Origin of the sequence: Pseudoxanthomonas sp. LjRoot127, from assembly GCF_964253495.1 — a bacterium.
Classification (GTDB): domain Bacteria; phylum Pseudomonadota; class Gammaproteobacteria; order Xanthomonadales; family Xanthomonadaceae; genus Pseudoxanthomonas_A.
In genome coordinates this window covers 1,288,557-1,307,291 of record NZ_CAXUQR020000001.1, presented here as the reverse complement: position 1 = coordinate 1,307,291, position 18,735 = coordinate 1,288,557, and the positions used below count along the sequence as shown (strand labels likewise).

Here is an 18,735-nt window from a genome sequence, read left to right as displayed (position 1 = left end):
TCAGTGGGGGAGCGAGAGTGGAGGCGCCGTCGTCCGCCGACGCAGCGAACGAGAGCGCGAACAGCCCTCCGCATGCGAGTCCGCGTAGCAGGCCAGCCTTCAATCCGCCGTCACCAGCACCTTGTCTTTGTCGCGCAGCGCGGCATAGACCGCATCGGTCTCCGGGCGCACGCCGTGCCAGTGCTCGAACGCTTCGGCCGCCTGCTCCACCAGCATGCCGAGCCCGTCCACCGCATCGTGGCAACCGGCCGCGCGGGCCCAGGCAAGGAACGGGATCGCGGCCTCGCCATAGTTGAGATCGACCGCCAGCGTGCGCGGGGTGGCCAGGGTGAACGGCAGGGAGAACGCACCCTGGTCCTGGCGCGCGGCGGAGGTCGCATTGACGATCAGCGAGAAGTCGCCGAGATCGCGCAGGTCGTCCCAGTAGCGGGAGTGCGCGCGATCCGGTTCGCCCAGCGCATCGGCCAGGGCATCGGCCCGTTCCGCGGTCCGGTTGACGATGATCAGTTCGCTGATGCCGGCATCCAGCAAGGCGGGCGCGACGCCGCGCGCCGCACCACCGGCGCCGAGCAGCAGGGCGCGCCGCGCGCGCAGGTCCAGTCCGTGGCGGCCGGTCAGGTCGCGCACCAGGCCGGCGCCGTCGGTGTTGTCGCCGTGCCATTGGCCGTCGCGGCGGGTCAGCGTGTTCACCGCACCGGCGCGCCGCGCGCGATCGCTGGTCTGCGCGCAGATCGCGAAAGCGGCTTCCTTCAACGGCAGGGTGACGTTCGCACCCATGCCGCCGTCGCCCGCGAACCGGTCGAGCGTCGCGACGAAATCGTGCGGTGCGGTGTCGATGGCGGTGTAGTCCAGCGCGATGCCGACCTGCTGCGCGAATGCGGCGTGGATGCGCGGCGACAGCGAGTGGGCGACGGGATGGCCGAAGACGGCGTAGCGCTGGCTTGTCATGGTGCGGATCCCCGTCTGCAGTCGTTGTCCGCAGTCTACGCGCGCCCGCGTCGGCTTGACAGGCGCGACGGTGCGCTGCACCGTGCCGCCGCCGAAGAGGGCGCGCCAGGGATCGAGGCGACGGCAGGCCGGACGGGGAGTACCGGTCGCCTCCCATCGAAACGCTGTCACTGCGGGCCTTGCGTCGACCGACGACGGAGCGCGCAGTCCGCGCGCAAGCTTCCGGCAAGGATGCTCACGATTCACCGATCCGCCCCGCCGGTACCGCAAGGACGCGGGGATTCCACCACCACCGAAAGGGAAAACCTCATGAAGCCTCTGCTCCGCTGCCTGCCGCTCGCGCTGGCGGCCTTCGCCCTGCACGCGCAAGCGCAATCGATCTCGCCGGCCTACGACGCGTTCCGGAAAAAGGAAACGCCGCCGCCTGTACCCGCCCAGCCCGTGACGCCGACCACCCCGGCGCCTGCCGCGCCCGTGGCGCCCGCAGCACCGCCTCCGGCGCCTGCCCATGCCGCGCCCGCACCGTACGCCGCACCCGCGCCTGTCCGCGAGGGACGGGACAACGGCGGGTTCTTCATCGGCGCCCAGGTGGGCCAGGGATGGATCTACGAGGATGTCGAGCAGGATGCGCTGGCGATGAGCGCGGGCTACCGCTGGCAGGCAGGTCCCTGGACCCAGGTAGGCGTCGAGCTGTCGGCGGGCCGCCTGGACGAAACCACCGACGGCGGTTGGCGCTACCCGAAGGCCACGTACAAGGCGCTGGGCGCCAACGCCCGCATGAGCTTCGGCGACAGCCCGTGGTTCATGATGGTCCGGGGCGGCTATTTCGATGCGGAACAGGACGTTCCGGGCGGCGGTGACTTCTCCACCGATGGCGGCTATGCCGGCCTGGCGGTGGGAGTGGACATCAACCGCCACCTCAACCTGACGCTGGGCTACACCGCGTTCGTCTACGCGGACGACTACTACGACAGCGACTGCGACGAGGACTACACCTACGACTGCGACTTCAACCGCGCCGACACGGTGACGTTGGGCGTCGAAGCGCGGTTCTGATCCGGAAACAGAAAACAGAAACGGGAGCCGGCAGGCTCCCGTTTTTTTATGCCCCGACGGATGTCTCCAGCTGCCGCACGTAGACATGCTGCGTCTTGGCAAGCGCGAAGCCAGCGGACGGATAGAACGCATGCGACTCCGGGCGCAGGATGTTCGAGCGGACGAAGACATCCTTGCCGCCCTGACGTCGTATCCACTCGCAGGCCGCGTCCACCAGCCGTCGTGCCAGTCCTGAACGCCTCACCTGCGTGTCCACGATCAGCGCCGTGATTTCTGCGCGCATGCCGAACTCGATCATCAGGCGCCACTCCGCCGCCACCATGCCGTGCAGGCGACGGTCGTTGTCCGGCGACGCAGCGACCCTCACGGCATGTGTCGGCGACGCCAGCAGGCTATCCAGTCGCTTCGCCATGGCAGCGACGTCGACCGGATAGGCGAGCAGCGTGCACAGGCGTGCCAGTTCGGCCGCATCGTCATGCCGCGCATCGCGGATGACGACAGAGATCATGTCAGTTGGCCCGCAGCCAGCGCGCCGCATCCAGCGCGAAGTAGGTCAGCACGCCATCCGCGCCCGCGCGCTTGAATGCGGTCAGTGCTTCCAGTGCACAGGCCTTCTCGTCCAGCCAGCCATTCGCGGCGGCGGCCTTGATCATCGCGTACTCGCCGCTGACCTGGTACGCGAACGTCGGTACGCCGAACCCGTCCTTCACCCGGCGGATCACGTCCAGGTACGGCAGGCCCGGCTTGACCATCACCATGTCCGCGCCTTCGTCCAGGTCCAGCGCGATCTCGTGCAGCGCTTCGTTCGAGTTGGCCGGGTCCATCTGGTAGGTGAACTTGTTGCCCTTGCCCAGGTTGCCGGCGCTGCCCACCGCGCTGCGGAACGGGCCATAGAACGCGCTGGCGTACTTGGCGGCGTACGACATGATGCGGGTGTTGATGTAGCCGGCCTTCTCAAGCGCCTCGCGGATCGCGCCGATGCGGCCATCCATCATGTCGCTGGGCGAGAGGATGTCCACGCCGGCGGCGGCGTGCGCGAGGGACTGTTTCACCAGCGCCTCGATCGTCTCGTCGTTGAGGATGTAGCCGGTGTCGTCGATCAACCCGTCCTGGCCATGCGTCGTGTACGGGTCCAGTGCCTGGTCGGTCATCACGCCCAGTTCGGGAAAGCGCGCCTTCAGCGCGCGGATCGCGCGCGGGATGATGCCGTCCTCGTCCCAGGCGATGCGGCCGTCGGCGGTCTTGGCCGCCGGGTCCGGCACGCCGAACAGGTCGAGCACCGGCACGCCGAGTTCCAGCGCTTCTTCGCCCACGCGCAGCAGTTCGTCGATGGACAGCCGCTCGACGCCCGGCATCGACGCCACCGGCGCCCGGCCCTTCTCCTCGTGCACGAACACGGGATAGATCAGGTCGTCGGTGGTCAACACGTTCTCGCGCATCAGGCGGCGCGAGAACTCGTCGCGGCGCATGCGGCGCGGGCGGGTGTAGGGGTAGGCCATCACGGGCTCCTGGCAGAGCGGCGAATGATACGCCGGTGTCCCGCGGGCGGGCCTGCGACAGGCGGTCGCAGTGCGGAACGCTGCGTCCGCGAGGGCCTCAGATGACGCCGCCGCCCAGCGACAGGCGGATGATGCCGACCACGATGACGATGCCGTTCAGCACCAGCCCGGCCTTGGCGCGGCCGCGATTCCCGGTCCGCGTGAACAGGATGCCGACCGCCGCGATGATCGCGCCGACGGCGGCGAAGGGGATCACCAGCCAGTTCGCGGCCCCCAGCAGCGGAATGAGGGCGAGGATCATCAGGATCATCGCCACGATGCCCCACAGCAGGCTGATCAGTCCCATCGCACATGCTCCCCGACACGGCGCGCGACGTGGCGCCTCATGGACCCACTATGCGGACGAGCAACGACGGCTTCAACCCGTCACGCCATGCATGCCTTCGATCTCGACCAGCAGTTCCCGCCGGCAGACGTCGGCGTGCAGCATCAGCCAAGGCACGCGCGTGCCGAGGCGCGCTTCCAGCTGGGCGGCCACCGCCTCGGCGTCGCCGGCATCGCTCACGTAGACCTTCAGCCGCGAACTCGCATCCATGTGCGGCGGCAGTGACGGCGCATGCTCGCGCGCCGCACCGAGTAGGCTGTCGAGGTTGGTCAGGGTTTCATCCAGTTGCGCGCGCAGCGAATCGGCATGCTGCGAGGCGTGGCCGACGATGCTGGCCGTACCCGACAGCAGCAGAGGCACGCGCGGCGACGGTGGCAGCAGCGCACGCGCGAAGGTCGGCGATTGCGGGCCGTATTCCCGCGGATAGCGATACGCGCTGACCTGACGGGGATTTTCCAGCGGCAGGCCGGGCTCGCGCGCCGCCAGCCAGTAGACCTGCAGGACGCGCCGGCCATCGCGGCTGCCGATCGCGGTCGCCGCTGGCAGCACGCGCGTGTCGACCTCGCCCAGGCCCTGCACGCGGCCGACGCAGAACTGCCGGTAGCGCTCGGCATCGCCGTCGCCGTCGGTGATGGCGTCGAAGTAGTTCCAGATGCGCAGCAGGTGCGGATAGCCGCTCTGGCGCCAGAACGCCGCCATCGCCGCATAGGCATGGGCGCTGGCCTGCAGGATGCCGCCCGCAGGCTCTTCCCACTCCACTGCGCCGAACATCAGGGTGCCATCGTGGCTGTAGCGCACCGCGCCGTCCCGGCCCGTGGCCACGGGTCCGGCCGCGCGCCACACCTCGAAGGGCGCGGCGGCTTCGCGCAGCGGCGACAACGGCACGCGCAGGTAACGGGGATCTTCGATAGCCGACGTCACCGGCGCCAGGGCGCCGAAACCGAACACGGCGAGCGTTTCCGGCAGGCCCAGCAACGCATGGGGTGTCGGCGCGTGGATGTAGTCGACGGCCAACCGCTGCGGCGCGGAGGGACGGTCGGGAGCGGAGCTCATCGTGCGGGAAACAGGGGCATGTCGGGGCGAAATGATAACCCGCCCATCCCGTCACGCCCGGCAGGCGCAGGCTGTGCCAACATTCAGGGCATGCGGCGGAAGATCGCCGGGGTTCCCAGGGAGAAGCCGTCATGACGTTCCGCACCATCCCCGTCGTGTTCGCCATGCTGCTGGCCGCCGGGTGCGCCAGCAGTTCCAAGGTCATGCTGGGGCAGGCACGCCCCGCCATCGATCCGTCGCAGGTGCAGGTTTACCGCACGGCACCGGCCGGCGCACTGGAGATCGCGCAGCTGGAATCGAAGAGCGCGGTCGGTTTCGGTACCCAGGGCCAGACCGACGCCGCCGTGGCGCGCCTCAAGCGCGAAGCCGCCGCCCTCGGCGCCAACGGTGTGGTGCTGATCGGCGTGGGCTCGAGTGGCTCGCCGGTCGGCATGTCGGTGGGCGCCGGCAGTTACGGCCGCCACTCCGGCGGCGGCGTCAGCATGGGCATCCCCACCACGCAGAAGCAGGCCGCGGGCGTCGCGATCTACGTGCCGCCGGGGACGCCGGTGGATGCGTCGATCGTGGTGCCGGAGCCGGCGGCGAAGCGCTAGTCGGAGCCAGAACGCCCGAACGAAGGCGGCGGACGGCCGCCTTCTTCATTTCAGGGATCAGGGCGAAGTGGCCGACTCGCCCTCCAGCACGATCCGCTCGCCGCCGTCGACATTCACTGCCAGCGTCTCGTAGCGCCATTCGCCTGCGCGTTTTTCGGCCACCACGTATAGCGTGCCATCCGCGCGCGGGCCGTCGAGGGGAATCGCCAGGTCGGCGTCACCGCTGGCTCCGCTGGTGCTGATGTTTCCCTGCACGAACCAGCCCGCACGTATCGGTTCGCCGAGCGCAGCGATGACGGCAGGATCAGACTGTGCCCGCGCGAGCGCATGCTGATAGGCGCCCGAGGACTTGATCGCTCCCAGCAGCAGCGCCACGCCGCCGAGGACGACCGCGACAGACAGCGCCAGCAGCAGCGCACCCAGCACGGGCACGCACCATTTCCAGTTGCGTTGCCACCAACCGGGCTGGGCGGGGACGGGCGTCGACATCGCAGTGCTCCCGGGGTGAGTGGAATCAGGGCTTGAGGCAACGGGCGAAGAAATCCTCGGTCAGCCGGTAGCGATGCAGCAGGTCGCTGCCGCGCAGGCCGTGCTTGGCCCCAGGGTACGTCATCAGTTCGAACGGCGTGCCGCGCTTCTGCAGCTCGCTCATCAGCTTGGTGGAGTTGGTGAACAGCACGTTGTCGTCGGCCATGCCGTGGATCAGCAGCAGCTTCGAGCGCAGGCCGCCCAGGTGGGTGAAGACGCTGGCTCCACGGTAGCCCGCCGCGTTCGCCTTCGGCAGGTCCATGTAGCGTTCGGTGTAGTGGGTGTCGTACAGCGCCCAGTCGGTCACCGGCGCGCCCGCCACGCCGCAGGCATACGCTTCGCTGTGCTTGGCCAGCAGCATCAGCGTCATGTAGCCGCCGTTGGACCAGCCGTGCACGCCGATGCGCTTTGCATCGACGAAGGACTGCGCCTTCAGCCATTCGACGCCGCGCAGCTGGTCGTCGACTTCCACCGTGCCCTGCTTGCCGTAGAGCGCGCCGCCGAACGCCGCGCCACGGCGTGGGGTGCCGCGGTTGTCCAGTGAGAACACCACATAACCCTGCTGCGCCAGGTACTGGTTGAAGAAGGCGTCACTGCGGCCGGGCCAGGCGCGGGTGACGGTCTGCGCGGCAGGGCCGCCGTAGACGAACACCACCACGGGATACTTCTTCTTCGGGTCGAAGCCGGCCGGCTTGATCAGGCTGTAGTGCAGCGGCGTCTTGCCGTCGGCCGCCGTCAGCGTGCCGAACGTGGTCGGCTGGTGCGCGGCGAGGTACTTGGCGTACGGATGCCCGGCGTCGACGGCATCATTCTCCAGCAGCGTCGCCAGCTTCGTGCCGTCCGCCTTGAACAGTTCGATCTGCGGCAGCGTCGTGTCGCTGGACCAGCTGTCGACGAAGACGCTGGCATTGCGGGCGAAGCTGGCCGTGTGCACGCCCGCAGCAGGCGTCAGCTTGCGCGGTTCGCCGCCTGTCAGCGGCACGGCGTAGACGTGGGTTTCCGCGGCGCCATCGCGCGTGCCGCTGACGTACGCCAGGCCATTGCCCTCGTCGACTGCCAGCAGGCTGTCCACGACCCAGTCACCGCGGGTCAGCTGCGACAGCGAAGTCCCGTTCTCGGATACGAGGTAAAGATGCTCGAATCCATCGCGCTCCGACGACCACAGGAAGCGTCCGTCCTTCAGGAAGCGCAAGGCGTTGTGCAGTGGCACCCAAGTCTTCGACGTTTCGGTCACCAGCGTGCGTTGCTTGCCGGTTGCCAGCGTCGTCTCGATCAGGTCGAGCGTTTTCTGGTCGCGCGACTGGCGCTGGAAGGTCAGGCGCTGAGGATCGCGCCAGTCCACGCGGGCCAGGTAGATGTCCTTCTCGGTGCCCAGGTCGATCCACTGCGGTCTGGCACTCGCTTTCGGCGCAATCACGCCCAGCTGAACCAGTACGTTCGCATCGCCCGCTGCCGGATAGCGCTGTTCGACGACCTCCGTGCGGTCGGGATAGACCTCATAGCGCTTCACCAGCGGCACCGGTGCCTCGTCGATGCGGGCGAAGGCGATGGCCGAGTCGTCCGGTGCCCACCAGTAGCCGGTGTGGCGGTCCATTTCCTCGTCGGCGACGAACTCGGCCACGCCGTTGCCGATGGTGTCATTGCCGTCGCGGGTCAGCTGCACTTCCCTGCCGTCGGCCAACGCGATGACCCACAGGTTGCGTTCGCGGATGAAGCTGACGAAGCCGCCTTTCGGCGAGATCTTCGGATCGGTGGCGAAGCCGCCGCCGTTCGTGAGCTTGCGCACCGCGTCCTTGCCAGTCTTGGCCAGGTCGTAGAAGTACAGCTCGCCGCCCAGCGGAAACAGCAGTGCCTTGCCGTCGGGCGACCATTGGTAATCGACGATGCCGGACAGCGCGGCGATGCGCTGGCGCTCGCGGCGCGCCTTTTCCTCGTCGCTCAGCACTTCCTCGCCCGGCAGCACCACCGACGAATCCACCAGCAAGCGCGTCTGCCCGCTGGCGATGTCGTACTCCCACAGGTCCAGCCGGTTGCGGTCGCTGTCCTTGCCGCGCAGGAAGGTCACCCGTGATCCGTCCGGCGCCACCTGCGGTTTGGTCAGCGTCGGTCCGGACAGCGGCGCGCTGCCGGTGATGGCTTCCAGCGTGAGTTTCTCGGCGTGGGCGGGCAGGGCGGTGGCGAGGGTCATCAGGGCGAACAGGGCGAGGCGCATCGGATTTCTCGGGCGGCGGGGCCGGTCAGGCCCGGATTATTGCACCCGCGAACCGTAGCGTGCGCCATGCGCACGACCTCTGGATCCGGCACCGCGCATCGTGCGCACGGCGCACGCTACCTTCCGAACAGGTGCTTGCGCTCCTCGTCGGTCAGCGGCTTGCCCGCATCGGGATTCACCTGCGTCTTCAGCGCGTACGCGCGCTGCACGGCAGGGCGCGCGGCGATCTCCGCATGCCAGCGCTGCAGGGTGGGATAGGGCGACATATCCAACGGCGCCTTGTCGTAAGCGTTGATCCACGGATGGATCGCCATGTCGGCGATGCTGTAATCCTCGCCGGCCACGTACGCATGCTTCGCCAACTGCGTGTCCAGCACGCCGAGCAAACGCTGCACTTCGCGGGTGTAGCGGTCGATGGCGTAGGGAATCTTTTCGGGCGCATACACCGTGAAGTGGCCGTACTGCCCGCTCATCGGCCCCAGGCCGCCCATCTGCCACATGAGCCACTGGTTCACTGCCACCTTGTGCCGCGTGTCGTTGCCGAAGAAGCGGTTGGTCTTGTTGGCCAGGTACACCAGGATGGCACCGGACTCGAACACGCTGATCGGCTCGCCACCGTCGGCCGGCGCATGGTCGATGATGGCCGGCATCTTGTTGTTGGGCGAGAACGCAAGGTAGTCCGGCTTGAACTGGTCGCCCTTGCCGATGTTCACCGGCACGATGCGATAGTCCAGCTTCGCGCCGGCCTCGGCCAGCTCTTCCAGCAGCAGCGTGATCTTGTGGCCGTTCGGGGTAGGCCAGTAGTACAGGTCGATCATGGCGGGGTCCGCAGGGTGGGGAGGCCTCCGAGTCTAGACCGGCCTGCAGACTTGGCAGCGTCAAATCCGGCCGCTACCCTGCCGCATCCTTGGAAAGCACTGTTCCCGACATGACCGAACCAAAATCCGCGCGCCTGGGACCCCTGCCGGCCCTGATCTTCAGTTCGCGCTGGCTGCAGCTGCCGCTTTACCTGGGCTTGATCGTGGCGCAAGGCGTGTACGTGGTCCTGTTCCTGAAGGAACTGTGGCATCTGGTCCACGGCGCGACCAGCCTGAGTGAGCAGGACATCATGCTGCTGGTTCTGGGGCTGATCGACGTAGTGATGATCTCCAACCTGTTGATGATGGTGATCGTCGGCGGCTACGAGACCTTCGTGTCGCGCATGGGGCTGGAAAAGCACCCCGACCAGCCGGAATGGCTCAGCCACGTCAACGCATCGGTGCTGAAGGTCAAGCTGGCGATGGCGATCATCGGCATCTCGTCCATCCATCTGCTGAAGACCTTCATCGGCGCCAGCGCCCTCGGTGGCCTGCCGCTATGTGGTACGCCGGCTGCGTTCGCTGCGGCGGAGGCGGCCAAGGTGGCCGGGTGGGCGGCGAAGACCTGCAGCGACTTCACGCCGACCGGCGTGATGTGGCAGACGATCATCCATGCCATCTTCATTCTGTCGGCAATCGGTATCGCCTACACCGACAGATTGATGAGCAACAGCGCGACGCCCAAGCACGCCGCGCACTGACCCCGTGGCGGAACCCGTGATCCGTGACGCGAACGATGGCGACCACGCCGCCATCATCGCGCTGAACGAAGCTGAGGTCCGCCACACCAGCCCTATGGATGTGGACAGGTTGCGCCACCTGGCGTCCCTGTCCGACTGTCTCCGCGTGGCGACGCTCGACGGTCGCGTGGTCGCCTTCCTGCTGGCGATGCGTGCCGGTGCGGATTACCGCAACGACAACTTCGGGTGGTTCGCCGGACGCTATCCGGATTTCCTCTACGTCGACCGCATCGTAGTGGATGCAGCCGCGCAGGGGCACGGCCTGGGGTCGCGGCTCTATGCCGACCTGTTCGCCTTCGCCCGTGAACGCGGCATCCCGCGCGTCACCTGCGAGTTCAACGTGGTGCCGCCGAACGAGCCTTCGCGTCTGTTCCATGCGCGCCACGGCTTCGTCGAAGCCGGTCGCCAGTGGCTGGACAACGGTCGCAAGCAGGTCTCCATGCAGGTCGCCGAACTGGCCTGAACGCCTTCGTCTCAGGGTTTGGGCCGCCGCAGGCCGTAAAATGCGCGGATGGATGTTTCCCACCTGCTCGAAGACCTGAATCCCGCCCAGCGCGACGCCGTTTCCGCCGAACCCGGGCATTACCTGGTCCTGGCCGGCGCCGGCTCCGGCAAGACCCGCGTGCTGACCCACCGCATCGCCTGGCTCAATGAAGTCCATGGCGTCCCCACGCACGGGATCCTCGCGGTCACCTTCACCAACAAGGCTGCGGGCGAGATGCGCGCGCGCGCCGACGTGCAGCTGCGCAATGGCAGTCGGGGCATGTGGATCGGCACCTTCCACGGCCTCGCGCACCGCCTGCTGCGCCTGCACTGGCAGGAAGCCAAGCTGCCGGAGACCTTCCAGGTGCTGGACAGCGACGACCAGCAGCGCCTGGTCAAGCGCGTCGTCCAGGCGATGGAGCTGGACGAAGGCAAGTATCCGCCCAAGCAGCTCACCTGGTGGATCAACGAGCAGAAGGACGAAGGCCGCCGACCGGAACACATCCAGCCCGCGCCGAACGACGACTGGCTGGATGTGCGCCGGCAGGTCTATGCCGGTTACCAGGAACGCTGCGACCGCGCCGGCCTGGTCGACTTCGCCGAACTGCTGCTGCGTGCGCACGAGCTGCTGCGCGATACGCCGGCATTGCTGGCGCATTACCGCACGCGCTTCCGACAGATCCTGGTGGACGAATTCCAGGACACCAACGCCATCCAGTATGCGTTCGTCCGCGTGCTCGCCGGCGATACGGGGCACGTGTTCGTGGTCGGCGACGATGACCAGAGCATCTACGGCTGGCGCGGCGCGAAAGTCGAGAACATGCAGCAGTTCCTGCGCGACTATCCCTCTGCCCGGACCATCCGGCTGGAACAGAACTACCGCTCCAGCGCGAACATCCTTGGTGCCGCCAATGCGGTGATCGCGCACAATCCGGGCCGCATCGGCAAGCAGTTGTGGACCGACACCGGCGACGGCGAGCCGATCGACCTGTACGCCGCCTACAACGAGATGGACGAAGCCCGCTTCGTGGTCGAGCGCATCCGCCAATGGGTGCGCGACGGCGGCAGCCTCGGCGATGCCGCCATCCTCTATCGCAGCAATGCGCAATCGCGTGCCTTCGAAGAAGCGCTGCTGTCCGAACAGGTGCCGTATCGCGTATATGGCGGCATGCGCTTCTTCGAGCGCGCCGAAATCAAGGACGCGCTCGCCTACCTGCGCCTGATGGCCAACCGTGCCGACGACGCGGCGTTCGAGCGCGTGGTGAATACGCCGACGCGCGGCATCGGCGAGCGCACGCTGGACGAAGTCCGCCGTCTGGCACGCGGCGCGCGCGTGTCGCTGTGGGGCGCAGCGGTGCTTTCGGCCCAGGGCAGTGACCTCGCCGGCCGCGCACGCAACGCGCTGGCGGCGTTCGCGTCGCTGGTCGACCAGCTGGCCGAGGAAACCGCCGAGATGACGCTGGCCGAGCGCGTCGACCACGTGCTTGCGCGCTCCGGCCTGCGCGAGCACTGGGCACGCGAAAGCCGCGGCGGCCTCGATTCCGAATCGCGTACCGAGAACCTCGACGAACTGGTGTCGGTCGCCTCCCGCTTCGTGCGCCGCGAGGACGTCGCCGTCGAGGAAGACGTGCAGGAGGGCATGAGCGAACTGGTCGCCTTCCTGTCCTATGCCGCGCTGGAGGCCGGCGAGGGCCAGGTGGACGCCGGCGAGGACGGCGTGCAGTTGATGACGCTGCACTCGGCCAAGGGCCTGGAGTTCCCGCTGGTGTTCCTGGCAGGGCTGGAAGAGGGCCTGTTCCCCAGCAACCGTTCGCTGGACGAAAGCGGGCGGCTGGAAGAAGAGCGGCGGCTTGCCTACGTGGGCATCACCCGCGCGCGCCAGAAGCTGGTGCTGAGCTATGCCGAAGCGCGTCGCCTGCACGGGCAGGACATGTACGGCATCCCGTCGCGTTTCCTGCGCGAGATCCCCGCGAACCTGTTGAACGAAGTCCGCCCGCGCGTGCAGGTCAGCCGTGCCGCCCCGGGTTTTGCTTCACGGCCGGTGGCCGGCCACGCGTCCATCGAGTCGCCTTCCATGAAGCTCGGGCAGATGGTGACGCACGCCAAGTTCGGCCAGGGCGTGGTCACCGATTACGAGGGCAGCGGGGCGCATACGCTGGTGCACGTGAACTTCGCCGAGGTCGGTCCCAAGGTGCTGGTGCTCGCCTACGCCAACCTGCAGGCGGTCTAGGCGATTGATCCAGATCACGGCGCGTTGCGCCGGCAGGGCGTCTAATGGCCGCACTCCATCACCTCGAGGTGCGGCCATGTACCGGCATATCCTGATCGCGACCGACGGTTCCGAGCTGGCAGGCAAGGGCGTGCAGCATGGCCTTGCCCTGGCCTTGCAGCTGCAGGCCAGGGCGACGGTCCTCACGGTGAGCGAACCCATCAGCACCGGCTTCGATGATGCGCTGGGCTGGAGCGCGGTGGCGACCTCGCTACCGGACTTCCAGAAAGCGCGCGAGGAGGCCGCCCGCAAGGTCCTCGATGGCGTCACCGCGCAGGCGCAGGCGGCAGGCGTCGACCCGCACCTGCTGCACGTTGCCGACCGCTATGCGGCCGAGGCCATCGTGGACACTGCCGAACGCGAAGGCTGCGACCTGATCGTCATGGCCTCTCATGGGCGCCGCGCGCTGGGCCGCCTGCTGCTGGGCAGCCAGACCAGCGAAGTGCTGGCCCGCTGCGGCGTGCCGGTGCTCGTCATCCGCTGAACGCGGCGGCTCACCAGCCGTAGAGCTTCCAGTACACCGGCGAGATGTCGCTGTTGTCCTTGCTCTTGTCCAGGCGGCCGTCGCCGTCGGAGTCGTACAGGTAATAGGGCGCGCCACGCGATGGCGTGACCTTGACCATGCGCAGGTTGCCCGCCACGCGGTATTCCTCGATGGTGTCGCCGTTCTTTTCCGTGCGCACCGCCACCTGCGCGTTGGCCAGGTCGATGTCGGACGGGTTGCCGCCGCCTGTCGAGGCGCAACCGGCCATGGCCAGCAGGCAGGACAACGGCAGGGCGAGGCTCGTCATGCGGTTCATGGTGGCGTCCGGTCGGGGGAATGACGTCCCGATTATGCGCCCAATGCGAGGGTGGGCGCGTGACGCCGCGCGCAAGGGCGGGGCGTAGAATGCCGGCATGACACGACTCGTACTGATCGACGGCTCCAGCTACCTGTTCCGCGCGTTCCATGCGCTGCCTCCGCTGACCAACGCACAGGGTGAGCCTACCGGCGCGCTGTTCGGCGTGGTGAACATGCTGCGCGCCACGCTGAAGGAAAAACCGGACTACGTGGCCTTCGTGCTCGACGCCAGCGGCCCGACGTTCCGCGACGAACTCTATCCCGACTACAAGGCCAATCGCCCGCCCATGCCGGAAGAGTTGCGCGCGCAGGTCGAACCGATGATCCGCATCGTCCAGGCGCTGGGCTTCCCCTTGCTGCGCGTCGACGGCGTGGAGGCGGATGACGTGATCGGCACGCTGGCGCTGCAGGGTGCGGCGCAGGGCATGGAGGTCACCATCTCCACCAGCGACAAGGATTTCGCGCAGCTGGTCCGTCCGGGCGTGGCGCTGGTCAACACGATGAGCGGCAGCCGCCTGGATTCCGTGGATGCCGTGGTGGAGAAGTTCGGCGTGCGGCCGGAGCAGATCGTCGACTTCCTGGCCCTGATGGGCGACGCCATCGACAACGTGCCTGGTGTCGAGAAGTGCGGGCCCAAGACGGCGGCGAAGTGGTTGGGCGAGTACGGCACGCTGGACGCAATCATCGAGCGGTCCGGCGAGATCAAGGGCAAGATCGGCGACAACCTGCGCGCCGCGCTGCCGCGCCTGCCGTTGAACCGCACCCTGGTGACCATCAAGACCGACGTGGCGCTGGAAGGCGGCCCGGACACGCTGCCGCTGCGCGACCGCCACGTCGACGAACTCCGCGAGCTGTACGCACGTTACGGTTTCAACCAGGCCCTCAAGGAGCTGGAAGGCGGCGCCCTTGATGCGGCCTCCGTCGCCGAGAAGGAACCGGGCCGCGCGCGCGGCACCGGTCGCGTGGCGGCTGCCGCCGTCGACGAAACACCCCTCGATCCCGCGCTGGGCATGGCCGGCGACTATGCCGCCGTCACCGAGCCGGCGCAGCTCGATGCGCTGGTGGCCGAGCTGCAGCGGGCCGACGCGTTCGCGTTCGATACCGAGACCGACAGTCTCGACCCGATGCGTGCCGCCCTGGTGGGGCTGAGTTTCGCCACCGAGCCGGGCAAGGCGGTCTACGTGCCCGTCGGCCACGACTATCCCGGTGCTCCGCCGCAGCTCGACCGTGCGGGCGTGCTGGCGGCGCTGCGGCCGGTGTTGGCCGATCCCGGCAAGCGCAAGCTGGGCCAGCACGGGAAATACGACCTGCACGTGCTTCGCCGCCACGGCGTGGAGGTGCAGGGCTACGCCGACGACACGATGCTTGAGAGCTTCGTGCTGAACTCGGGCAGCAACCGCCACGACATGGACAGCCTGGCCAAGCGCTTCCTCGGCTACGACACGATCAAGTACGAAGACGTGGCCGGCAAGGGCGCCAAGCAGATTCCGTTCTCCCAGGTGGCGGTCGATGACGCGACCCGCTATGCCGCCGAGGACGCCGACATCACCCTGCGGCTGCATCACGCGATCGCGCCGAGACTGATGGCCGAGCCCGGGCTGGAACGCGTGTACCGCGACATCGAAATGCCGCTGGTGCCCGTGTTGGCGCGCATCGAGGCGAACGGCGTGATGATCGACGCCGACGAACTGCGCCGGCAGAGCGGCGACCTCTCCAAGCGCATGCTGGCCGCGCAGCAGAAGGCGACCGAGCTGGCCGGGCGCACCTTCAATCTCGATTCGCCGAAGCAGTTGCAGGCGCTGCTGTTCGACGAGCTGAAGCTGCCCGTACTGGTGAAGACGCCGACCGGCCAGCCCAGCACGAATGAAGAAGCGCTCGAAGCCATCGCCGACCAGCACGAATTGCCGCGCGTGATCCTGGAGTACCGCGGCCTGGCGAAGCTGCGCAGCACCTATACCGACAAACTGCCGGAGATGGTGAATCCCGACACCGGTCGCGTGCACACCAGCTACCACCAGGCCGGTGCCGCGACGGGGCGGCTGTCGTCCACCGATCCGAACCTGCAGAACATCCCGATCCGCACCGAGGATGGCCGGCGCATCCGCAAGGCCTTCGTGGCGCCGCCGGGGCGCAAGCTGGTCGCCTGCGACTACTCGCAGATCGAGTTGCGCATCATGGCCCACCTGTCGCAGGACCCGGGACTCGTGCGCGCCTTCGAGTCCGGCGCCGACATCCACAAGGCGACGGCGGCGGAAGTGTTCGGCCGCAAGCTCGAGGACGTGACCGGCAACGAGCGCCGCGCCGCGAAGGCGATCAACTTCGGCCTGATGTACGGCATGAGCGCGTTCGGCCTGGCGCGGCAGCTGGGCATCGGCCGCGGCGAGGCGCAGGACTACATCGCGCTGTACTTCAGCCGGTATCCGGGCGTACGCGACTACATGGAGCGCACGCGGCAGCAGGCGCGCGAGCTCGGCTACGTCGAGACGGTCTTCGGTCGCCGCCTGTACCTGGAATACATCAACAAGGGAACGCAGGGGCAGCGCGCCGGCGCCGAGCGCGCGGCGATCAACGCGCCGATGCAGGGCACGGCGGCGGACATCATCAAGCGCGCGATGATCGGCGTCGACGCATGGCTGGCGGATCACCGCGGACAGGCGCTCATGATCCTGCAGGTGCACGACGAACTGGTGTTCGAAGCCGATGCCGGTTTTGTCCCCGAGCTGCTGCAGGAAGCGACGGCTCGCATGGCGGCGGCCGCGCAACTGAGCGTTCCGCTGGTCGTCGACAGCGGCGTCGGCGACAACTGGGAAGAGTCGCATTAGCCCGGCCTGGAAACGCTTTCCCTTCCGGAACATGCACTTGCGGAAAGTTCAGGAAAACCCTGTCAGGTATATTTGTATACCGACCAGTTCAATAAAATGAATTACTCCTGAATCTTACGGTTTTTTAACCGGAATCTTCACGAACCATCCATGTCCGGAGTGGTCATATAGCCCCGTGACAGATGCAACGTCTGTCACTGATCTCTCCCTTCCCCTGGAGCGATCTCCCCCGGAGCGACGACCCCTCCCCAGGTCCCGCTCCCCTGGCCCCGCCGACCCCCCCCTGGTCTGCGGGGCTTTTTATTGCCCGTCGTCCGCTGCGCCCGCGTGCGCTACCGTGCGCGCAACCTTCCGCCACCGGGTGATGCATGAGCGCGACGTTCGCCGAGATGTTCCACATGGCCATGCCCTGGTGGGCCTTCGTGCTGCGGGCATGCGTCGTGTACTTCATCCTGCTGTCGATGATCCGCATGACCGGCAAGCGAACGATGGGCCAGTTCACGCCGTTCGACATGCTGCTGGTGGTGCTGCTCGGCAATGCCGTCCAGAACGCGCTGCTTGGCGATGACACCTCGGTGGGCGGCGGCCTGTTGCTGGCCGCCACGTTGATCGCGCTGAACTGGATCGTGGGCCTGGCCTCCGCGCGATCGGCGAAGGTGGAGCGCTGGGTCGAAGGATCGCCCGTGCTGCTCGCACGCGACGGACAGGTCTATCGGAACGTCCTGCGCCGCGAGCTCATAAGCCGGGAGGATTTCGAGAAAGCGATGCGCGAAGCGGGTTGCCTGGACATGGCCGACATCCGCTTGGCGGTGCTGGAGAACAACGGGCATATCACGGTGGTGGGCCGGCAGCCGGAGATCCCCGGTGCGGGAGCGACGTAAGTCGCGATCGCGATCCCGGCAAACCTTCGCGACTTACGTCGCTCCCACAAGAACAAGCTCAGGCGAGTTCGTTCAGCCAGTCGCGCGGGCGCAGGTAGTCGAGCAGCCGCTGCTCATCGCTGCCGTCCTCGGGCGTGTAGCCATACTCCCAACGTACCAGCGGCGGCAGGCTCATGAGGATCGATTCGGCCCGCCCGCCGCTCTGCAGGCCGAACAGCGTGCCTCGGTCGTAGACCAGGTTGAATTCGACGTAGCGGCCGCGCCGGTACAGCTGGAAGGCTCGCTCGCGTTCGCCGTAGGGGACGTCCTTGCGCGATGCGACGATCGGCAGGTAGGCATCGAGGAAACCGTCGCCCACCGCGCGCAGGTAACCGAAGTCGCGCTCCGGATCCTCGCCCAGGTCGTCGAAGAACAACCCGCCCACGCCGCGCGTCTCGTTGCGGTGCTTGAGGAAGAAGTACTCGTCGCACCAGCGCTTGTGCGCGTCGTAGCGGGCCTGTCCGCCGAACGGTTCGCACAGCTCGCGCGCGGTCCGGTGCCAGTGGCGCACGTCTTCGTCGACCGGATAGAAGGGGGTGAGGTCGAAGCCGCCGCCGAACCACCACGCTACCGTTTCGCCATCGCGCTCGGCGCGGAAATGGCGCACGTTGGCGTGCGTGGTCGGCACGTGTGGGTTGCGCGGATGGAAGACCAGCGACACGCCCACTGCGCGCCAGGATGCGCCTGCGAGTTCAGGGCGATGTGCCGACGCCGACGGAGGCAGCCGGTCGCCCGACACATCGGAGAATCCGATGCCGGCCTGCTCGAACACGGCGCCGTCGCGCAGGATCCGCGTGCGGCCACCGCCGCGGATGGGCGATGCGTCGCCGGGTGGCCGCGACCATGCGTCTTCATGGAATCGCGCGTGGCCATCGGCCGCTTCGATGGCGGCGCAGATGCGGTCCTGCAGGTCGGTCAGGTAATCGCGGACAGGCGAAAAATCGTTCATGGCCCGCATTCTACCGGGGTGGTCGCAGCATCCCGAATTCCGCGCGCACATCGGGCCTGCACAGCTGCCAGACGAGCAGGCCATGCAGGGCCGCGAACACGACGGCGCTCACCCACAGCGTGGCCAGCGAGACCACGCGCAGCGCGGCGAGTTCGGCCCGCATCCGTTCCATCTCCGGCTGCGGCGGCAACGCCTGCACCCAGGCGAACACGGCCTCGAGGGCGGCAATGCCGGCGAAATTGAGTGCGGCACCGGCCACCATGAAGGCCACGAAGCCCCACCAGCCCCATGCGCGGCGGCGAAGCAAGCCGAAGGACACGGCCAGGAAAGCCGCTGAGACCGCCAGGAAGCCGGCGGCGATCGCGGTGAGGTGGGTGAGTATCCACACCGCGGCGGCGGGGACCGATCGCGTCGCGAGGAAGCCGCGCACCGCCTCCATATCCACCGGCCCCAGCAGGACCAGCGCCGCGATCAGTTGCGCCACGGCGTACAGGGTGGCGGCGATGCCGATGACGATCGATACCTTCGCCGTGACAGTGACGAAGGGCGAGCCTGTCGCGTGGGCCGGGTCAGGTCGCAT

Annotated in this window: 19 protein-coding genes; 8 read left to right on the top strand and 11 right to left on the bottom strand. The window is 67.8% G+C overall.

The annotated features are described in order from the left end of the window. Positions 1-99 precede the first annotated feature (99 nt). Positions 100-948 carry a shikimate dehydrogenase gene (aroE, locus tag ACSQ19_RS06230; protein WP_436000661.1) on the bottom strand — a complete coding sequence of 283 codons (849 nt, stop codon included), beginning with the start codon at positions 946-948 and terminating at the stop codon, positions 100-102. A 309-nt stretch (positions 949-1,257) separates the two neighbouring features. Here aroE and ACSQ19_RS06225 point away from each other — a divergent pair, with 309 nt between their 5' ends. Further along, the gene (locus ACSQ19_RS06225; protein ID WP_436000659.1) at positions 1,258-2,004 is read left to right on the top strand and encodes an outer membrane protein; all 747 of its coding nucleotides are present in this window, start codon (positions 1,258-1,260) and stop codon (positions 2,002-2,004) included. Positions 2,005-2,050: 46 nt separating this feature from the next. Here ACSQ19_RS06225 and ACSQ19_RS06220 read toward each other — a convergent pair whose 3' ends face one another. The 4 genes from ACSQ19_RS06220 to ACSQ19_RS06205 all read right to left on the bottom strand — a co-directional run bounded on the left by ACSQ19_RS06220 (position 2,051) and on the right by ACSQ19_RS06205 (position 4,941). After that, positions 2,051-2,512 (bottom strand): GNAT family N-acetyltransferase, encoded by a 462-nt coding sequence (locus ACSQ19_RS06220; RefSeq protein WP_296278902.1) that lies wholly within the window; start codon positions 2,510-2,512, stop codon positions 2,051-2,053. Position 2,513: 1 nt separating this feature from the next. Then, positions 2,514-3,503: a porphobilinogen synthase gene (gene hemB / locus ACSQ19_RS06215; protein WP_436000657.1), complete on the bottom strand. Its 990-nt coding sequence runs from the start codon at positions 3,501-3,503 to the stop codon at positions 2,514-2,516. A gap of 97 nt (positions 3,504-3,600) precedes the next feature. After that, positions 3,601-3,849: a hypothetical protein gene (locus ACSQ19_RS06210; RefSeq protein ID WP_299345547.1), complete on the bottom strand. Its 249-nt coding sequence runs from the start codon at positions 3,847-3,849 to the stop codon at positions 3,601-3,603. Between the two features lie 72 nt (positions 3,850-3,921). Then, a complete protein-coding gene (locus ACSQ19_RS06205) occupies positions 3,922-4,941 on the bottom strand; it encodes a pteridine-dependent deoxygenase (protein ID WP_436000655.1) in 1,020 nt (339 codons plus the stop codon). A gap of 131 nt (positions 4,942-5,072) precedes the next feature. Here ACSQ19_RS06205 and ACSQ19_RS06200 point away from each other — a divergent pair, with 131 nt between their 5' ends. Beyond that, entirely contained in the window at positions 5,073-5,534 is a 462-nt protein-coding gene (locus ACSQ19_RS06200; protein WP_296278905.1) for a hypothetical protein, read from the top strand. A gap of 57 nt (positions 5,535-5,591) precedes the next feature. Here ACSQ19_RS06200 and ACSQ19_RS06195 read toward each other — a convergent pair whose 3' ends face one another. The 3 genes from ACSQ19_RS06195 to ACSQ19_RS06185 all read right to left on the bottom strand — a co-directional run bounded on the left by ACSQ19_RS06195 (position 5,592) and on the right by ACSQ19_RS06185 (position 9,092). Continuing rightward, on the bottom strand, positions 5,592-6,023 hold the full coding sequence (locus ACSQ19_RS06195) for a cytochrome c oxidase assembly factor Coa1 family protein (protein ID WP_436000652.1): 432 nt from the start codon (positions 6,021-6,023) through the stop codon (positions 5,592-5,594). A gap of 25 nt (positions 6,024-6,048) precedes the next feature. Next, complete coding sequence (locus ACSQ19_RS06190; protein WP_436000650.1) at positions 6,049-8,274, bottom strand: DPP IV N-terminal domain-containing protein; 2,226 nt, start codon at positions 8,272-8,274, stop codon at positions 6,049-6,051. 116 nt (positions 8,275-8,390) lie between these two features. After that, complete coding sequence (locus tag ACSQ19_RS06185; RefSeq protein ID WP_436000648.1) at positions 8,391-9,092, bottom strand: glutathione binding-like protein; 702 nt, start codon at positions 9,090-9,092, stop codon at positions 8,391-8,393. 110 nt (positions 9,093-9,202) lie between these two features. On the opposite strand from ACSQ19_RS06185, the gene ACSQ19_RS06180 reads away from it, so the two are divergent. The 4 genes from ACSQ19_RS06180 to ACSQ19_RS06165 all read left to right on the top strand — a co-directional run bounded on the left by ACSQ19_RS06180 (position 9,203) and on the right by ACSQ19_RS06165 (position 13,107). Beyond that, positions 9,203-9,832, top strand: a complete 630-nt coding sequence (locus ACSQ19_RS06180; RefSeq protein WP_299345562.1) for a TIGR00645 family protein — start codon at positions 9,203-9,205, stop codon at positions 9,830-9,832. Positions 9,833-9,836: 4 nt separating this feature from the next. After that, on the top strand, positions 9,837-10,334 hold the full coding sequence (locus ACSQ19_RS06175; RefSeq protein WP_436000646.1) for a GNAT family N-acetyltransferase: 498 nt from the start codon (positions 9,837-9,839) through the stop codon (positions 10,332-10,334). A 48-nt stretch (positions 10,335-10,382) separates the two neighbouring features. Beyond that, entirely contained in the window at positions 10,383-12,584 is a 2,202-nt protein-coding gene (gene uvrD, locus ACSQ19_RS06170; protein ID WP_436000644.1) for a DNA helicase II, read from the top strand. A gap of 76 nt (positions 12,585-12,660) precedes the next feature. After that, positions 12,661-13,107, top strand: a complete 447-nt coding sequence (locus ACSQ19_RS06165; RefSeq protein WP_296278912.1) for a universal stress protein — start codon at positions 12,661-12,663, stop codon at positions 13,105-13,107. Positions 13,108-13,117: 10 nt separating this feature from the next. Here ACSQ19_RS06165 and ACSQ19_RS06160 read toward each other — a convergent pair whose 3' ends face one another. After that, a complete protein-coding gene (locus ACSQ19_RS06160; protein WP_296278913.1) occupies positions 13,118-13,423 on the bottom strand; it encodes a DUF2782 domain-containing protein in 306 nt (101 codons plus the stop codon). 97 nt (positions 13,424-13,520) lie between these two features. Here ACSQ19_RS06160 and polA point away from each other — a divergent pair, with 97 nt between their 5' ends. After that, complete coding sequence (gene polA, locus ACSQ19_RS06155) at positions 13,521-16,286, top strand: DNA polymerase I (protein ID WP_436000641.1); 2,766 nt, start codon at positions 13,521-13,523, stop codon at positions 16,284-16,286. Between the two features lie 368 nt (positions 16,287-16,654). Then, positions 16,655-17,167 (top strand): DUF421 domain-containing protein, encoded by a 513-nt coding sequence (locus ACSQ19_RS06150; protein ID WP_296278915.1) that lies wholly within the window; start codon positions 16,655-16,657, stop codon positions 17,165-17,167. A 58-nt stretch (positions 17,168-17,225) separates the two neighbouring features. On the opposite strand, the gene hemF is transcribed toward ACSQ19_RS06150, so the two are convergent. Further along, positions 17,226-18,155 (bottom strand): oxygen-dependent coproporphyrinogen oxidase, encoded by a 930-nt coding sequence (hemF, locus tag ACSQ19_RS06145; RefSeq protein WP_436000638.1) that lies wholly within the window; start codon positions 18,153-18,155, stop codon positions 17,226-17,228. Between the two features lie 10 nt (positions 18,156-18,165). Continuing rightward, positions 18,166-18,735 (bottom strand): hypothetical protein, encoded by a 570-nt coding sequence (locus ACSQ19_RS06140; protein WP_436000636.1) that lies wholly within the window; start codon positions 18,733-18,735, stop codon positions 18,166-18,168.

Bases quoted from the DNA above. Each gene is read 5' to 3' on its own strand.
- aroE (WP_436000661.1), bottom strand. From the start codon at position 948: ATGACAAGCCAGCGCTACGCCGTCTTCGGCCATCCCGTCGCCCACTCG.
- ACSQ19_RS06225 (WP_436000659.1), top strand. From the start codon at position 1,258: ATGAAGCCTCTGCTCCGCTGCCTGCCGCTCGCGCTGGCGGCCTTCGCC.
- ACSQ19_RS06220 (WP_296278902.1), bottom strand. From the start codon at position 2,512: ATGATCTCTGTCGTCATCCGCGATGCGCGGCATGACGATGCGGCCGAA.
- hemB (WP_436000657.1), bottom strand. From the start codon at position 3,503: ATGGCCTACCCCTACACCCGCCCGCGCCGCATGCGCCGCGACGAGTTC.
- ACSQ19_RS06210 (WP_299345547.1), bottom strand. From the start codon at position 3,849: ATGGGACTGATCAGCCTGCTGTGGGGCATCGTGGCGATGATCCTGATG.
- ACSQ19_RS06205 (WP_436000655.1), bottom strand. From the start codon at position 4,941: ATGAGCTCCGCTCCCGACCGTCCCTCCGCGCCGCAGCGGTTGGCCGTC.
- ACSQ19_RS06200 (WP_296278905.1), top strand. From the start codon at position 5,073: ATGACGTTCCGCACCATCCCCGTCGTGTTCGCCATGCTGCTGGCCGCC.
- ACSQ19_RS06195 (WP_436000652.1), bottom strand. From the start codon at position 6,023: ATGTCGACGCCCGTCCCCGCCCAGCCCGGTTGGTGGCAACGCAACTGG.
- ACSQ19_RS06190 (WP_436000650.1), bottom strand. From the start codon at position 8,274: ATGCGCCTCGCCCTGTTCGCCCTGATGACCCTCGCCACCGCCCTGCCC.
- ACSQ19_RS06185 (WP_436000648.1), bottom strand. From the start codon at position 9,092: ATGATCGACCTGTACTACTGGCCTACCCCGAACGGCCACAAGATCACG.
- ACSQ19_RS06180 (WP_299345562.1), top strand. From the start codon at position 9,203: ATGACCGAACCAAAATCCGCGCGCCTGGGACCCCTGCCGGCCCTGATC.
- uvrD (WP_436000644.1), top strand. From the start codon at position 10,383: ATGGATGTTTCCCACCTGCTCGAAGACCTGAATCCCGCCCAGCGCGAC.
- ACSQ19_RS06165 (WP_296278912.1), top strand. From the start codon at position 12,661: ATGTACCGGCATATCCTGATCGCGACCGACGGTTCCGAGCTGGCAGGC.
- ACSQ19_RS06160 (WP_296278913.1), bottom strand. From the start codon at position 13,423: ATGAACCGCATGACGAGCCTCGCCCTGCCGTTGTCCTGCCTGCTGGCC.
- polA (WP_436000641.1), top strand. From the start codon at position 13,521: ATGACACGACTCGTACTGATCGACGGCTCCAGCTACCTGTTCCGCGCG.
- ACSQ19_RS06150 (WP_296278915.1), top strand. From the start codon at position 16,655: ATGAGCGCGACGTTCGCCGAGATGTTCCACATGGCCATGCCCTGGTGG.
- hemF (WP_436000638.1), bottom strand. From the start codon at position 18,155: ATGAACGATTTTTCGCCTGTCCGCGATTACCTGACCGACCTGCAGGAC.
- ACSQ19_RS06140 (WP_436000636.1), bottom strand. From the start codon at position 18,735: ATGCGACCTGACCCGGCCCACGCGACAGGCTCGCCCTTCGTCACTGTC.